Origin of the sequence: Sulfoacidibacillus ferrooxidans (assembly GCF_022606465.1) — a bacterium.
Classification (GTDB): Bacteria; Bacillota; Bacilli; order Alicyclobacillales; family SLC66; genus Sulfoacidibacillus; species Sulfoacidibacillus ferrooxidans.
In genome coordinates this window covers 89741-104445 of sequence record NZ_JALBUF010000001.1, presented here as the reverse complement: position 1 = coordinate 104445, position 14705 = coordinate 89741, and the positions used below count along the sequence as shown (strand labels likewise).

At 43.7% G+C, this 14705-nt stretch carries 20 protein-coding genes; 18 read left to right on the top strand and 2 right to left on the bottom strand.

What is annotated here, in order from left to right; genetic code table 11:
* Positions 1-62: 62 nt before the first annotated feature.
* Genes MM817_RS00635 through MM817_RS00625 form a run of 3 tightly spaced genes read left to right on the top strand, consistent with a single transcriptional unit; the run spans position 63 to position 2693 of the window.
* Complete coding sequence (locus MM817_RS00635) at positions 63-1367, top strand: uracil/xanthine transporter (RefSeq protein WP_241711508.1); 1305 nt, start codon at positions 63-65, stop codon at positions 1365-1367.
* A gap of 24 nt (positions 1368-1391) precedes the next feature.
* The gene (gene def / locus MM817_RS00630; protein ID WP_241711507.1) at positions 1392-1895 is read left to right on the top strand and encodes a peptide deformylase; all 504 of its coding nucleotides are present in this window, start codon (positions 1392-1394) and stop codon (positions 1893-1895) included.
* A gap of 33 nt (positions 1896-1928) precedes the next feature.
* Positions 1929-2693 (top strand): TVP38/TMEM64 family protein, encoded by a 765-nt coding sequence (locus MM817_RS00625; protein ID WP_241711506.1) that lies wholly within the window; start codon positions 1929-1931, stop codon positions 2691-2693.
* A gap of 66 nt (positions 2694-2759) precedes the next feature.
* On the opposite strand, the gene MM817_RS00620 is transcribed toward MM817_RS00625, so the two are convergent.
* Positions 2760-3191 (bottom strand): hypothetical protein, encoded by a 432-nt coding sequence (locus MM817_RS00620; protein ID WP_241711505.1) that lies wholly within the window; start codon positions 3189-3191, stop codon positions 2760-2762.
* A gap of 65 nt (positions 3192-3256) precedes the next feature.
* On the opposite strand from MM817_RS00620, the gene MM817_RS00615 reads away from it, so the two are divergent.
* From MM817_RS00615 to recO, 15 genes are all read left to right on the top strand, one after another.
* Positions 3257-4288: a DUF294 nucleotidyltransferase-like domain-containing protein gene (locus MM817_RS00615; protein WP_241711504.1), complete on the top strand. Its 1032-nt coding sequence runs from the start codon at positions 3257-3259 to the stop codon at positions 4286-4288.
* Positions 4278-5024 carry a 3'-5' exonuclease gene (locus MM817_RS00610; RefSeq protein WP_241711503.1) on the top strand — a complete coding sequence of 249 codons (747 nt, stop codon included), beginning with the start codon at positions 4278-4280 and terminating at the stop codon, positions 5022-5024. Before MM817_RS00615 ends, MM817_RS00610 begins: the two co-directional genes overlap by 11 nt.
* Positions 5025-5083: 59 nt before the next feature.
* Positions 5084-5362 (top strand): Rossmann-fold NAD(P)-binding domain-containing protein, encoded by a 279-nt coding sequence (locus MM817_RS00605; RefSeq protein ID WP_241711502.1) that lies wholly within the window; start codon positions 5084-5086, stop codon positions 5360-5362.
* Positions 5363-5457: 95 nt separating this feature from the next.
* On the top strand, positions 5458-5637 hold the full coding sequence (rpsU, locus tag MM817_RS00600; RefSeq protein WP_241711501.1) for a 30S ribosomal protein S21: 180 nt from the start codon (positions 5458-5460) through the stop codon (positions 5635-5637).
* A 60-nt stretch (positions 5638-5697) separates the two neighbouring features.
* Complete coding sequence (locus MM817_RS00595) at positions 5698-6144, top strand: GatB/YqeY domain-containing protein (RefSeq protein ID WP_241712252.1); 447 nt, start codon at positions 5698-5700, stop codon at positions 6142-6144.
* 131 nt (positions 6145-6275) lie between these two features.
* Positions 6276-6554 (top strand): sporulation protein YqfC, encoded by a 279-nt coding sequence (yqfC, locus tag MM817_RS00590; RefSeq protein WP_241711500.1) that lies wholly within the window; start codon positions 6276-6278, stop codon positions 6552-6554.
* 12 nt (positions 6555-6566) lie between these two features.
* Entirely contained in the window at positions 6567-7763 is a 1197-nt protein-coding gene (locus MM817_RS00585) for a sporulation protein YqfD (RefSeq protein WP_241711499.1), read from the top strand.
* Between the two features lie 56 nt (positions 7764-7819).
* The gene (locus MM817_RS00580; RefSeq protein WP_241712251.1) at positions 7820-8779 is read left to right on the top strand and encodes a PhoH family protein; all 960 of its coding nucleotides are present in this window, start codon (positions 7820-7822) and stop codon (positions 8777-8779) included.
* Positions 8776-10899, top strand: a complete 2124-nt coding sequence (locus MM817_RS00575; protein ID WP_241711498.1) for an HD family phosphohydrolase — start codon at positions 8776-8778, stop codon at positions 10897-10899. The genes MM817_RS00580 and MM817_RS00575 overlap by 4 nt, the downstream gene beginning before the upstream one ends.
* Positions 10900-10950: 51 nt before the next feature.
* Positions 10951-11436, top strand: coding sequence for an rRNA maturation RNase YbeY (ybeY, locus tag MM817_RS00570; protein WP_241711497.1), 486 nt, complete (start codon positions 10951-10953; stop codon positions 11434-11436).
* Between the two features lie 3 nt (positions 11437-11439).
* A complete protein-coding gene (locus MM817_RS00565) occupies positions 11440-11934 on the top strand; it encodes a diacylglycerol kinase family protein (protein WP_241711496.1) in 495 nt (164 codons plus the stop codon).
* Entirely contained in the window at positions 11924-12340 is a 417-nt protein-coding gene (locus tag MM817_RS00560; protein ID WP_241711495.1) for a cytidine deaminase, read from the top strand. The genes MM817_RS00565 and MM817_RS00560 overlap by 11 nt, the downstream gene beginning before the upstream one ends.
* A complete protein-coding gene (gene era, locus MM817_RS00555) occupies positions 12330-13232 on the top strand; it encodes a GTPase Era (RefSeq protein WP_241711494.1) in 903 nt (300 codons plus the stop codon). Before MM817_RS00560 ends, era begins: the two co-directional genes overlap by 11 nt.
* A gap of 120 nt (positions 13233-13352) precedes the next feature.
* Entirely contained in the window at positions 13353-13505 is a 153-nt protein-coding gene (locus MM817_RS00550) for a YqzL family protein (RefSeq protein WP_241711493.1), read from the top strand.
* A 30-nt stretch (positions 13506-13535) separates the two neighbouring features.
* Positions 13536-14303 carry a DNA repair protein RecO gene (gene recO, locus MM817_RS00545; RefSeq protein WP_241711492.1) on the top strand — a complete coding sequence of 256 codons (768 nt, stop codon included), beginning with the start codon at positions 13536-13538 and terminating at the stop codon, positions 14301-14303.
* Positions 14304-14380: 77 nt separating this feature from the next.
* Here the strand turns inward: recO and MM817_RS00540 are convergent, their stop codons facing one another.
* Positions 14381-14593 carry a hypothetical protein gene (locus tag MM817_RS00540; protein ID WP_241711491.1) on the bottom strand — a complete coding sequence of 71 codons (213 nt, stop codon included), beginning with the start codon at positions 14591-14593 and terminating at the stop codon, positions 14381-14383.
* Positions 14594-14705: the final 112 nt, after the last annotated feature.

The window sequence follows — 14705 nt, the reverse complement described above, 5'->3', positions numbered from 1 at the left end:
GGTAGCACTTTCATGGCTGTGATCTTGCATATCTATACTCACTCGTCTCTGAGGATCCATCAATGAAATCAATTGTATCACCTCTTTTATTCGTTAGGCCATGGTTGGCTGGAAGCCAATGGTTACTTTTTATGTTTGCCAATACTGTAGTCATACCGATTTCAGTTGGTGCCGCACTACATATGGGGCCGTTGCAAATTGCCGCTTTCACACAACGGTCTTTTCTTTACACTGGATTTGCATGTGTGGTTCAATTATTCTTTGGACACAGACTTCCGATTCTCGAAGGTCAATCTGGAGTATGGTGGGGTGTTGTACTTAGCGTACTCATAGGTGCTAAGGCGGCAGGAATACCACTTCTTGTCGCAGGAGGCAGTCTTGAGACTGGGATCATACTATCAGGTGTCCTCATTATGTTACTAGGTGCACTTGGGCTTGGACGTGTTTTACGCACATGGTTTACTCCAGTTGCAACATCTGTGTTTTTGATGCTATTGGCGACGGAACTGATCTCCATATTTTTTCGCGGAATGTTGGGATTAGAAAGCCAATCAGTGATTAACTTAAAAGTAGCTGCACTTTCGATTGTATTGATTGTGGTCGTCGTGTGGATTAGTGTAAAAGGAAGTCGGTTGATCCGCAATTTTTCGATTTTGATTGGCATCGCAATGGGTTGGGTAGTGTTTCAAGTGGGTATTGAACCAGTACACTTTGCTCCTGCAGCTCGATTCACACAATTATTTCTCCCCTTTGCGTGGGGACCGATGCACTTTGATACGGGTATTGTTATTACTGCTATATGTACAGGTCTAATCAATTCGACCAATACTGTGGCAACGCTAGAAAGTATTGAACCATTATTTGGAATTCGAGCAACCGACCAGATGTACAGGAGATCGCTTCTTGTAACCGGGTTTCATACGGTCATCTCGGGTGTCTTTGGTTTAGTACCTTACGCACCGTATACATCCTCTATTGGTTTTTTACGTTCAACGCAGATATACGGACGCTTACCGTTTGCACTTGGTGCTATCATGTTTATGATTCTAGGAATGGTGTCTCCACTTAGTTCGTTCTTCTCCACGTTACCTGTCAGTGTTGGAGACGCCGTTCTTTTGGTTGCCTATTTACAACTGTTTGGATCTGCCTTACAAAAATTAGATGGCATTGTGTTTACTTCACAATCTATTTATCGCATCGCACTACCCACTCTCGTGGGGATCGCACTACTGTCAATACCTGGTACAGCATTTCTATCTGTGCCCAGTGAATGGCGAACATTTCTTGGAAATGGATTACTTGTAGGTGTTGCGATTTCCATTGCTTTAGAAAATCTCGTAAAATGGGATCTGATCACAAGTTCATAAGTAATTAACGTATGGAGGATCATTATGGCGATTTATGAAATAGTCAAGTTTCCAAACAGTGTACTGACCACACCTGCAAAGCCTGTTGAAAAGGTGACGCCAAATGTTTTGCGAGTTTTAAATAACATGTATGAAACAATGAAATTTGCGAACGGTATTGGACTTGCGGCACCACAAGTGAATATTTTGAAGCGCATTGCAGTCGTCGATGTGGAGGATGGGAAAGGGCGTCTTGATTTAATCAATCCGGTGATACTAGAAGGACGCGATGAAGAAATTGGGCCTGATGGATGTCTATCTATTCCTGGATTATTTGGTGATACACCACGTTATCGCTATATTCGAGTGCAGATGTGGAATACAGCAGGTGAAGTGATTGAATTTGAAGAGACTGATTTTCGAGCTCGTTGCATCCAACACGAGATCGATCATTTAGATGGAATTTTGTTTACGTCAAGAGCTGTACGCCTGTACCGGGAAGAGGCAGAACCTACACCCACAGGAAAAAGGAAAAAGAATGGGCAATAGAAGTGGTTTCTATAAAAAGGGATATGCCCTTTCTTGTACAATGGCTACATGTTTTGCAACCACTTATTTTGGCGTGGGAGGTGGGCCGCAATCAAGAAAGATCGATTTGATGAACGAGAGCGGCCGTTCGAGTTAAAACCGATTCCTGTCTTTATTGGCGTATTGCTATTGGCTGGAGTAGGGTGGCTGTATTTTCACTATCGGCATTCACTCTCTATTCACCATGCGATTATTGTGATTCAGTCTGCTGGTGTGTATGGGATTTTAGTAGCCATTTTGTTGATGGCTATCTTATGTATTCTACCGGTCCCATCAGAGTTTTTAATTGTGGCTAACATGATTATTTATGGTGTAGGATGGGGGCTCTTTTACTCGTGGGTTGGAGCCGTGATTGGTGCTGTTTTTGCTATGTATTTGACACGTTTTTTTGGACAGCCTTATGTGCGCCGATTACTTCCTGATAAGCGTCAACAACAAGTTAATGAATGGGTTTTACAAAGAGGCACGCTTGGTTTGTTTGCTTTACGTTTTGTTCCATTTGTTCCATTTCATGCACTCAACTACATTGCAGGATTACTAGATGTAGATCTTTGGCCATTCGTATGGACAACTGCACTTGGTATTGTTCCGTTTGATTTAGTTATGGGAGCATTATTTATGGGGGTTAGTCACGGGGCTGCCATTTGGTTTGTAGGTGCAGCAGTGCCATTTGCTATTTTGCTTGTTCTAGGTGTGATTTTTCGGAAAAAATGGTTTGCAGCCGTCAAAGGTACTTCTACAGAAGAGGAGATACATTGAGGCGTGCATTCTTAGCGGTGAGCTCTATAGAAAGAGGGGAGCTCACCGCGCTCTTGTGTTGTTTCACTATTCTTTGCTGATAAAACTTTTAATGATGCCATGCCACTGCATGGCTTTTTCCATATTTTCTGGTGTTACATACTTTAGTGCTTTTTTAATATGCTCAGTTGGAAGTGGTTGTTGTGGTACGTGATAGATGGATCGATTGGATGTTGCGCCATGTCCTTGATGTGAGAAAGGATAATTGGCTCGCATAGCGGAATGTCCGCTCATATGTGTAGTAGGATGATGCGGTGCAGAAGCTCCGAGGAAATGGTCAAGTAATGAAGGTTCTTTTTGTGCGCCAGCTTTATCTTCAGTTTTTAACGCAGATGAACCAAGATGTGGAGCACGTCGTTTAACCCCATTTTTCACGAGACCACTCAATGCTTGTGTTGATTGGTGGTTCATGATATCGAACGCCAATGTTCCTGCTTTTAATAGTGTATTAAATTTCATTTTTCCCACCCCATTTTAAACTTATAGTGTATCGTATGTCATAGGAGCGGACAGGGGATGGACGGATGCTGACCTTTGGAGATGAAATCATTTACAATCTTTCAGCATTGCGTGAACAGCATGCTATGTTACCAAAACAAATCATCACAAGCTTGCAAACCGATTTGCTTGAAACGACATACAGTCTCCTTTCTATACATCACCATACCATGCATCAACAGGCTTTTTTACTTGCTAAACAGCAATTAGAGTTCGAAGGGTTGTTGCCTCCATGGGAAGCCTTTTGTTTTGTGATGCTAGGGAGCGGTGCTAGAAGTGAACAGGCGCTGCGAGTAGATCAAGATCACGCACTAATCTTTGTGATGGCAAAGCACAGTTCAGAGTCACTTGCACAGATCTATGTAGCTAAATTGACAGAGTTAATTGCTGCTTATTTGTACGAGATTGGATATGCACTGTGTACTGGTAATGTGATGGCTAGTAACCCAAGATGGCGTGGTATGGCGCAAGAATGGTCTATTCGTCTTATCAATTATCAAGCTGAGCCCACGTGGGAGAATATCCGTTTTTTGCTCATAGCTGCGGACTCAGTGCCAATTATCGGGGACTGGCAACTTCTTGTCACCATGCGAAAACAAGCTGTACATGCGATTGCCACTTCACCTTTTATGCGGTGGAAGATTGCAGATCAGGGCCGAGTAGATAAATTGGTGGTTCCCTTATGGAAGCGAGGCTCTCTTTCGATCAAAGAGACATTGTATACTCCGCTTGTAAATAGTGTCCGTCTGTGGGCGCATAGCATGAGTATTGAGGAACCTTCTACCCTAGAGCGTATGACTCTCCTAGTGAAACAACATGCTTGGACGGAGGCGTTCGGAGCAGAAGCTAAGCAAGTATTTATGCAAGTACTCGATTGGAGGGTGCGCATACACGTCGAGTGTCTACTTCGTAAAACAGATATTACTGATATGCTTAATGTGACAAAACTAACGCCTGAAGAATGGGAACGCTTGAAAATGGCGATACGCTTTGTGCGCAAGCTTCAACTTCTTACTGTGAAAAGTTTCCGCGAACGGGGGAGCGCAGATGGGGTTTGAACGAATTCGAGTATGGCGTCATTTATTTGGAGGAAGCAGTGATTACGGCCGAGTCGATCAGTTCGAAACTTTTCAGGGGCAAGTGGAACTGCGCAACATGATTCATGCGATGCGTGAACAAGGTTATTTTGAAAAAAAATTAAAAGATTTGCAATATGTTGTTATTGATACAGAATCGACTGGGTTCTCATTGCAACTAGATGTGTTACTTTCTGTTGCGGCTGTCGCTTTTCCGCAAATAGACGATCATCAAGTGGCATCTCATTATTGTTCCTTTATAAAACTGCAGCAAGGCATGGATATCTCAGACACGGTTCAAGAGTTGACAGGAATCACAAGGAAACATGTGGAGAATGCACCATCGCTTGTAGACGTGTTACAACAGCTAGTCGTTTTCATTGACGACCGTGTCGTAGTGGCTCACCATGCAGGTCACGATATGGGTTTTTTAAATGCCGGTTTGCGTAAAACGTGGGGGATGGAGTTAACCGTACCTGTGATTGATACAGGGGAAGTGGCATTGCATTTACATGAATTTCACAAATATCCAACGTTAGATATGCTATTGCATTTATATGATATAGCCGTTTTAGAACGACATACAGCCTTAGGGGATGCATGGATGACGACACTTGTATGGCAAAAGCAGTTAGAGTTACTTTTAAAAGAAAATGTCGAGACGCTTGGTTCGCTGTGGGAAATATTTATCAGAGAACGACAAAAAAAGCTCAATTAGCAGATGTGTCGCTCGTATCATGCGTCATAGTAAGATGTGTATGAGGAGTAGGGGATATTGTGCGCGCCAACCTTTTAGCTGCAGACCACCATAGCAATATTTTGTGCAATGTGAGTACGGGAATTGAAACCACGACAGGCTCGTTGATTCATGCTTTCGAACAGATCACATTGCGAGAAGTTCCCATTATGCGTGAAGTAGAGCGATCAGGGGATATTAGAAAAAGTGCCTTGTCTCCTCAATTGGCCAAAGAACTCTTTGGGTTCACTGCTTATACAGAACTATGTGATGGACTCCAGAAAACCTATCAATGGATGTTGCAACACGGCTTGGGTTGACAGTGTTTGTTATCGTGGAATATAATCTACTGTGATATGTATGTGACTAACATGAGTTAGTCTTGCAAGTGTTCGGTGGAGGGAGGGAAACCTGTATGTCCGAGATCAAGATCCGTAAGAACGAATCTTTGGATAGCGCGTTACGTCGCTTTAAGCGTGCTACTGCAAAGGACGGCATCCTCGCCGAAGTTAAGAAACGGAAGCAATACGACAAGCCAAGTGTGGCTCGCAAAAAGAAATCGGAAGCTGCACGTAAAAATAAAAAGAAATTTTAAAGATGTCAACTGTGATTAGATGAATCAGCTTACGAAAAGGGAGCGAACTGGCGCGTGGGAATGGCCGATCGCCTATCTGATGAGTTAAAACAGGCTATGAGGGACAAGGATAAGGTACGTTTGTCCGTTTTGCGAATGATTAAAGCTGCGATGAAGTATCAAGAGATTGAAGCTCATCAAGCGTTAACTGACGAAGAAGTGATGGCCGTTATTCGCAAAGAGATCAAGCAACGCAAGGATGCGCTAGAGACTGTTAAAGGGTCTGATCGTGCGGATTTTATTACTTCTATTGAAGCCGAACTTGAGGTCTTATACTCCTATTTGCCGGCGCAACTATCCCTAGACGAGCTTCATGGCGTAGTCGTTGAGGTTGTTCATGAAACGGGAGCTACATCGCGAGCAGACATGGGGAAAGTCATACCTGTAGTGATGAAACGAGTAGGTTCGCGTGCGGAAGGAAAGACAGTCAGCCAAGTCGTTCAAGAAGTACTTGCTAACTTAACCTAGAGTGAGTCAAAGTATCGTTTAAATCACATAGTGTAGTTGAAAGCAAAAGGCGACCTATATTAGGTCGCCTTTTGCTATATCGGCATATCTCTCCGTTTTTTTGCATAAACGTCTTTCGAGGAGGGATGTCCATGAAGCGCCGATGGCGAGATAAAACGGAACACATGGCGGCCGATCTTCTTGAAGTGCCAAAAGACACCTTATTGCATGTGCCACGAGTGATGTTGGTTGGCAATGAACAAGTCGTTGTGGACAACTATAAGGCTATCCTCTCCTTTGAACCGGAACTGATTCGCATCGCACTTGTGAAAGGTGAGGTAGCGATTAAAGGGAATGGGTTAGTCCTAAAAGTGATTGTTCCAGAGCAACTAGTCATTGAAGGTACTGTGTCTAGTGTGGACTTTCAATAAGGGGGAAGAAAAGTGGCGATACGCATCGCAGAGTTTTTGAGCGGTTCTGTTCGCGTGCTTGTCGTGAAGGACCATAGTCACGTTGTATTAAAGGCGTTGGTCGCGCGGGGCTTCCCCCTATATGACGTTAAGTACATTGCGGCAGACCAGTATGAACTGACTGTAGGCCTTGCTCATGTGCCGGCGCTTGTGCAAGCGGCTCGTCAATCATTCGTAAAAGTGCGTTTTATACGTAAGTGGGGAATGCCATTTATCATATGGCGAGCTAAAAGAAGAAAAGCGTTTGTTGTGGGCGCTATTTTTTTTGTTGTTGCGCTCTATACATTGTCAGGATTTATTTGGCATGTGAATATTGAAGGGACAGATCAGCCAGAAGCAGTACAAATGGCACTTGAAAAGATGCATGTCTATCCTGGCGGGCTGATCTATAAGGTGCTCGATCAAGATACTATTCAATTAGCTTTGTTAGATGCTCTACCAGACCTATCGTGGGTCGGTGTGAGAATCCATGGTACATCGATCTATGTTCGTGTGATTCCACGTATTCCTGGTGCAACAGTATTGCCGTCTAATCCGCAAAATATCGTAGCGAGAGTGCCAGCTGTCATCGCAACGATTTTGGCTGATAATGGACATGCTTCAGTGAAGCCAGGTCAATATGTCACCCCAGGTACCGTGCTGATCTCAGGGGCACTTGAGGACGGAAAAACTGTTCATGCAGATGGTATCGTGCGAGGAATAGTATGGTATCGTTCTGATCTTACGTTGCCTCAAAAAACGACCACTGAGTTGCTCTTAGGCAATCACGTACAACACGATTATCTTGTATTTGGGAAGTTTGCACTTCAATTTTGGGGATTTTCTCATCCTCCGTATGAGCATGTTGCCATTCAAAATGTCGATCACCACTTAAAAATAGGGGATTTTACATTGCCAATTGACGTGCGCACAGAAACTGTGTATGAAGCCATGCCGTATACACAGAATGTAACTGAGGCAGAGTTAACTAACCGTGGATTGCACTTTGCTGCAGTGGATGTGCTAAGTCAGTGCAAGGGAGATGGCAAAGTTCTTCGTCAAAATGTTTTACAGCGTAAACTGGAGCATGGTAAGCTATATATGACTATATGGACAGAAGTACTTCAGGATATTGGGGTCAATCAACCGATTTCCCCTCCCCTCATAGTACCTAACAAGAAAACAACGTGATGATAGTGGATAGCGAGTAGCCAGAGGAGATGGGGACGCGATTGGACGAAAACAGCATGGTGTCGCAAAAGATTCTCTTGCGTGATAATGAAGAAGCGCGCGCGATCTTTGGGCCGCAAGATGCGTATGTGCGTCTATTAGATCAGGCATTCCCATGTACGCTGATTAATCGGGGCAATGAATTGAGTGTTCAAGGGATGGCAACAGACGTAGGGCAAGTGGTCGAACTAGTTGAAGTATGTAAGCAGTTATTGCGTAAGGGTCATCAACTGTCTGAACGAGATGTGCAATATGCCTTGGAGTTGCAAAAGAAAGGGGACTTAGCACATCTCCTTGATCTCTATCAAGAGGACCTGGCGCAAAGCTTTAAAGGTAAAACCATACGAGTGAAGACGCTCGGGCAACGTGCGTATGTGGATGCAATCCGTAAGCGCGACATTGTTTTTGGTGTGGGTCCTGCAGGAACTGGGAAAACCTATCTTGCGGTGGTACTCGCTCACTTAGCTTTAAAACATGGACAAGTCAAGCGAATCGTATTGACACGTCCCGCAGTCGAAGCCGGTGAGAACTTAGGATTCTTACCTGGCGACTTACAAGAAAAGGTTGACCCATATCTGCGGCCTCTCTATGATGCTTTGCATGACGTCATGGGCTCTGAGCATCTGGCGCGCTCGATGGAGCGTGGCTCGGTTGAAGTGGCACCACTTGCCTATATGCGTGGACGCACATTAGAGGATGCCTTTGTGATTTTAGATGAGGCGCAAAACACCACACCAGAGCAGATGAAGATGTTTTTAACTAGGCTAGGATTTGGATCCAAGATGGTTATTACGGGAGATATTACGCAGATTGACTTGCCTCGCGGGAAACGATCTGGTTTACGTGAAGCGATGCGCATTTTGTCTGATGTTGACGGGGTAGAATTTGTGCTATTAGAAGAGTCGGATGTCATTCGACATCAATTGGTGCAAAAAATTATTCGCGCGTATGCAAAAGATGAGGTTGAACGGGAATGAAGAATAAAAAGACCTCGAAGTCTACCCTGACCCGGTTTGTTAAAGACTATAATGTACGGTTTGGCACGAGATTTCGAGTGGCGATTTATCTCTTTTTAACTCTCGCATTATTTTTCATGCTCGTAGGAACTGTATTGCCGGAGCGGTATGACCTTTCCATAGGCCAAGTTAGTCAAGTGACCATTCGCGCTCCAATTGATGCTGTAGATACGTATGCCACACAGGCAGCAAAACAAGCTGCAGCAGCGCTCGTTCCAGCACGCTATGATGTGAATCCAGCAACCGAGCAAGATTCGCTAGCAGCATTAGATCGCTTATTTAATTCGCTTAACATTGTTCGCGGAGAGCAGGGATTAAGCGCTGCTGCAGCATTAAGTCAGGTGCGCCAGTCCGCTCCGCACAAACTACCACCTGCAGCGATTTCTGCACTTTTGCAAATGCAAAGTAGTGAACTCACAGTTGTGAGTAGTAACGCAGTGCGCATTGTACAACAATTATTGCAGAGCAATTTTTCGGCGCGAGACATGGATCGGGCGTCACTTATCGTCGATCAGCAGTTAGTGACATTGCAAGTCGATGAACAAGTTCGAGTGATCATTGGTCAGATTGTGGAGTCTGTATTAGCACCTAATCTTGTTTACAATGAAGTACTGACACAGTCCGCTAGACTTGCCGCAGAACATAGTGTCCCCGATGTATGGATCAACCGTGGAGACGTGATTGTGCGTCGAGGTCAACTCATCACGTCGACGATTATGAGTGAACTGCAAGATTTAAAGTTACTTAAAACAGAGCCAGACTACGGTATAGTCATTGCGTTTTTCTTTTTCATCGCTATTTTAGTACTTGCTACCGCTGCGTTTATTCAATTGCGAAGAGCGCGAATTTCGCGAGATAATCTCTATTTACTCTTACATGCCATCATCGTTATTTTTTCTGCAGGATTTATATTACTTGCAAAATCAGCGATTGATGTAGGCGTGCCACAAGATGTTTCGTATGCGGTACCTGTAGCTATGGCCAGTATGATGTTGACTATGTTTTTCGGCTCTTCACTTGCTGTATTGTCATCTTTATTACTAGCTATTTTAAGTAGTGCAGTTTTTGGATTTGATTTTCAACACTTTTTTACTCCGTTGTTAGGATCTCTTGGTGCCGTCATGGCGATGACTCGCGTACAGCACCGCAGTGTTTTTATGAGGGCAGGTTTTTTGACAGCACTGTTAAATGCTTGTACGATTATCATCATGCATTTTCTATTAACATCGACTGACTCTGGATTACATGAACTGACGTATGAAGTGATCTATGGTGTGGTGGGTGGCTTATTGTCCTCTGTATTGACGATAGGATTAATGCCGTTTTTAGAAACGGCATTTGGTGTCGTGACACATATGGGCTTACTTGAACTCGCCAATCCTACGCATCCTTTATTGCGCAGGTTATTGTTAGAAGCACCTGGGACGTATCATCATAGCTTAATTGTTGGGAACTTGGCAGAGTCAGCTGCAGAAGCGATCGGTGCGGATCCGCTCATTTGCCGTGTAGGTGCGTATTATCATGATGTAGGGAAGATGAAGCGGCCATTATTTTTTGTGGAAAACCAGGTTTCTGGGGATAATCCTCACGATAAGGTATCTCCTAATCTATCATATTTAATTATTACTTCGCATGTATCTGATGGATTAAAGATGTTAGAAGAGTATAAACTTCCAGCTCCTATACGCGATATCTGTGCAGAGCATCACGGTACCACTGTGCTTTGGTATTTCTATAATAAAGCGTTAGAAGAGGACAAGCATCACACGCCTGATGTCGATCAGTATCGGTATCCAGGTCCTCGGCCACAGTCAAAAGAAGCAGCTATTGTCATGATGTGCGATGCGGTTGAAGCTTCCGTGCGGTCGATGGGGAAACCGACCCCTTCGCGCATTGAAGCGCTTATTAGAAAAATCATGAAAGATCGCCTACAAGATGGACAACTTGATCATTGTGATATCACATTTAAGGATTTAGAACTCATGGTTGAGGCTTTTTTACGCACATTACAGGGAATTTATCATGAGCGAATCGAATACCCGGATCCTGCTAAAATTGCTCAAAACCGCATTAAATCATAAGTGATGAAATAGCAGGCATATCGGTTGCTTTTATGAAAGGGGGCATAGCATGTGGAATACGATGAGCAAGTAGTGGTTCAATTTGTTTGTGAGCTTGCAGACACATCTCCTGATGAAAGTGAAATGGAGCGGATTGTTACTACTGTTTGTAGAGAAATTGCTTTGCGCGAAGATTTGTCAGAATCGGAAGTGTCTATCACAATAGTTGACAATACGACGATACAGGAACTTAATCGCGATTATCGTGGACTTGATCAAGTGACAGATGTATTGTCATTTGCAATGCTTGAAGGTGATGATGAGCCAATCATCGAAGCTGAAGAAGGCGTTCAAACACTAGGGGACATTGTGATCAGTTTTCCTCGTTTGTGTGAGCAGGCAAGTGAATATGGGCACAGCATCCAGCGTGAATTAGCGTTTTTGACCGCCCATGGATTTTACCACTTACTTGGATATGATCACCAAACAAAGGAGACAGAACAAGCGATGTTCGGACTGCAAGAGTCTGTATTAACTGCACTTGGTTTCTTGCGTTAGCCCATGAAAGGACTACTTCGAAGTTTTCACTATGCGTTTGATGGAATGGCGTATGCACTTGCCACACAGCGCAACATGAGAATTCATTTTTTGGCTGCGTTTGTTGTGATTTTTCTTGCAACGGTAGTATCTATTCCTATTTTGCAAATTACGACCGTTTTATTTTCCATTGCACTTGTGATTACTCTTGAGATGGTCAATACTGCGATTGAACATGTTGTCGATATGGTTACTGAAGATTTCCACCCACTAGCTAAAATCGCAAAAGATGTAGCCGCTGCCGCAGTGCTGGTGGCTGCGGTCAATGCGGTTGCAGTCGCATATTTGATATTTTATGATAAATTAAATCCTGTGCAGTGGCGCTCTATGGATACGCTTGTGCAACCGCCTTTTATTGGGGTATTGCTGATTAGCGTACTTTGTTTAATGGTTGCTGTGTCAGGGTATGCTGTGCGCATTCGATTACGCGGGAAGGATGTTCATCCTAGTGGCTCATGAAGAGGAAGAGAAATTGTTACAGCTTGCAGAACAAGCACGTCTAAAGGCATATGTGCCCTATTCTCACTTTGCCGTTGGCGCAGCGATTCAAACAGATCATGGCGACATGTTTACTGGATGCAATATTGAAAATGCCTCATATGGTTTAACAAATTGTGCGGAGCGTACCGCTGTTTTTCAGATGGTAGCACATGGTCAACAAAGGATTCGCGCCATTGCAGTGGTTGCTGATACTTCGCGTCCGATCTCTCCGTGTGGAGCCTGTCGGCAGGTATTGGCGGAGTTTGGCGAGGAAAACACACCTGTCATTCTAGCAAATGTACAGGGTCAAAAGATGCTAACAACGCTTGGAGAATTATTGCCATATGCATTTGTAAAAGGAGATATGAGTGAGCTTGAACAATGACCGCAAATCCGGTTTCGTCGCACTTGTAGGACGACCAAATGCAGGAAAATCCACACTATTAAATCGCTTAGTTGGGCAAAAAATTGCTATTATGTCTGATAAACCACAAACAACACGTACTCGTATTCGCGGAATCTTAACGCGACCAGAGGGACAAGTTGTGTTTCTTGATACACCGGGGATGCATAAACCAAAGCATCAATTGGGTCAATATATGATGGAGATTGCGGAAAACTCGATTCGTGAAGTTGATCTTGTGATCTGTGTGACAGATGCATCGCGTGGCGGAACCGATAAAGATGAATATGTGCTAGAGAAAATTAAAGAATCGCGTGTACCTGTTATACTCGTATTAAATAAAGTAGATCGCATCTCTGATAAATCACAACTGCTGCACTTAATTGAGGAGTATCAAGCAGCCTATCCATTTATTGAGATTTTACCTATTTCCGCAAAAACAGGCGATCAAGTTGAACTGTTGACGCAAGTCGTGTATCGATTCATGCCAATTGGCCCAATGTACTACCCAGAAGATGCGATCACAGATCATCCGGAGCGGTTCATTATGGCGGAATTAATCCGCGAAAAGGTCCTTCTATTAACGCGTGAAGAAATTCCGCATTCCGTAGCTGTGGTCATTGAACAATTAGAAATGCACGAAGATAGAAATATTTTGCATATTCATGCGCTTATTTACACCGAAAGAGATTCACAGAAAGCTATTTTGATTGGGAAAAACGGAGATCTAATGAAACGTGTGGGCGTGCTAGCGCGTCAAGACATTGAAAGTATATTCGGTTCTAAAGTGTATTTAGAACTATGGATTAAAGTGAAAAAGGACTGGCGCAATCGAGAACATGTGTTGCGGTCATTAGGTTTTGAGAAAGAGTAGTTCACTGCTTGTGTACGCGTTTAAAAATGACTTCCAACTCTTACATCGTATAGTTGTGGAGTTGCGATTCATCCTATAGGTAACTGGTCCTGCTTTGCCGGTACAGAAAGGATGATCGCGATGCGAGATTTCTTGTGGAGCTATTTTGCCAAGACAGGAGAGATCGACGCTTACCTGCTGTACAAAGAACATGAGGAGATCGCAGTAAAGTCAGAAGGATTGACTATTGCGAACGCACTTTTGACGGAGGCGGAAAGTGACGCAGTTCCATAAAATCTCATCCATTGATTGGAAAGCACGCAGATGCTAAGCCGCGTTCAGGGCATTGTGTTAAAAACGTATGCGCAGGGTGAGGATGATCTCATACTTGAGCTTATGACAAAACAAGCAGGCCTTTTACGTGTGCTTTCCCCTCGTGCTAAAAAACAAACAACCTCCTATTCTGCAGTGACACAGGTACTTGTAGTGGGAGATTACATTTTACAACAGGGTATAACTGTAAACGTGATGAGACAGGCGTCGATGATTGATAGCTATGGGGATTTGCGTGTGGATGTGATGACCCTGGCATATGCGCAAGCCATGCTTGAATTGTGTTTGCGGGTACAGCATAACGCGCGAGGCACGATGGATTCGATGATTATTGGGTATTCGTTGTACGATCATTTAATAGCAAGCCTTGCGCGTTTACGCATGCAACGGTCTCCTTCTATGGCACTCGTACATTTACAAGTATTAGCGCTTGTGCCACTTGGTATCATTCCTTCTTACTCTATCTGCGCATCCTGTCAGCAAGAACTACAGTTTGATGCAAACCACTATAGTTTTATATATGGTGGCTTTCTTTGTGCGTCTTGTGCGGCTAAAGGCGCTGATAAAAAGGCGGTAGTCTTCCACTACAAGGCGCGTTCCATCATGCAAAAATTAAGTCAGATACCAGTGTCACTTGTTGGTGATGTGCGCGTAAAAGCAGATGTAGAAAAAGAAATTCGTACCTTTCTTACTCTTTATTTTCGCGAATATGCAGGTATATCACTGCGTTCTCTAGAAGTAATTGAGCAACTGGAGTAAATCATACAAATGACAAGCCACTTGGCATGTACCAGTGGCTTGTCATTGAATGGCAAGATAGAAACTCTTGAAGTTCGTTATGCTGGAAGTGCAAAGAAGTGGGCAAAACGATAGTCTGAAAAGACAAAGATCATGCCAGTGACGGCACCCATCCAAAAATAGCGACTCTTAAACATCGCCTTGCTCATGCCAAACGGACTACCCTTTTCATAAGAGAAAAAACGGGCTGAGACTAAACCACACACAATGATGAGGACAAGACGAGCAACCATCTTTATTATAGTATGCAAATAATGGAACCTACCTTTCTGATGTCTGTAATCAAATAAATTTGAATCAGTTTTTAATAGAGTGATTGTACCATGTCGATTTGATTCACGCCAAGGATGATTGAGAAGGTCA

Coding starts and splice junctions, on each gene's coding strand:
- MM817_RS00635 (WP_241711508.1), top strand. CDS start 63: ATGAAATCAATTGTATCACCTCTTTTATTCGTTAGGCCATGGTTGGCT.
- def (WP_241711507.1), top strand. CDS start 1,392: ATGGCGATTTATGAAATAGTCAAGTTTCCAAACAGTGTACTGACCACA.
- MM817_RS00620 (WP_241711505.1), bottom strand. CDS start 3,191: ATGAAATTTAATACACTATTAAAAGCAGGAACATTGGCGTTCGATATC.
- MM817_RS00615 (WP_241711504.1), top strand. CDS start 3,257: ATGCTGACCTTTGGAGATGAAATCATTTACAATCTTTCAGCATTGCGT.
- MM817_RS00610 (WP_241711503.1), top strand. CDS start 4,278: ATGGGGTTTGAACGAATTCGAGTATGGCGTCATTTATTTGGAGGAAGC.
- rpsU (WP_241711501.1), top strand. CDS start 5,458: ATGTCCGAGATCAAGATCCGTAAGAACGAATCTTTGGATAGCGCGTTA.
- MM817_RS00595 (WP_241712252.1), top strand. CDS start 5,698: ATGGCCGATCGCCTATCTGATGAGTTAAAACAGGCTATGAGGGACAAG.
- yqfC (WP_241711500.1), top strand. CDS start 6,276: ATGAAGCGCCGATGGCGAGATAAAACGGAACACATGGCGGCCGATCTT.
- MM817_RS00580 (WP_241712251.1), top strand. CDS start 7,820: ATGGTGTCGCAAAAGATTCTCTTGCGTGATAATGAAGAAGCGCGCGCG.
- MM817_RS00575 (WP_241711498.1), top strand. CDS start 8,776: ATGAAGAATAAAAAGACCTCGAAGTCTACCCTGACCCGGTTTGTTAAA.
- MM817_RS00565 (WP_241711496.1), top strand. CDS start 11,440: ATGAAAGGACTACTTCGAAGTTTTCACTATGCGTTTGATGGAATGGCG.
- MM817_RS00550 (WP_241711493.1), top strand. CDS start 13,353: ATGCGAGATTTCTTGTGGAGCTATTTTGCCAAGACAGGAGAGATCGAC.
- recO (WP_241711492.1), top strand. CDS start 13,536: ATGCTAAGCCGCGTTCAGGGCATTGTGTTAAAAACGTATGCGCAGGGT.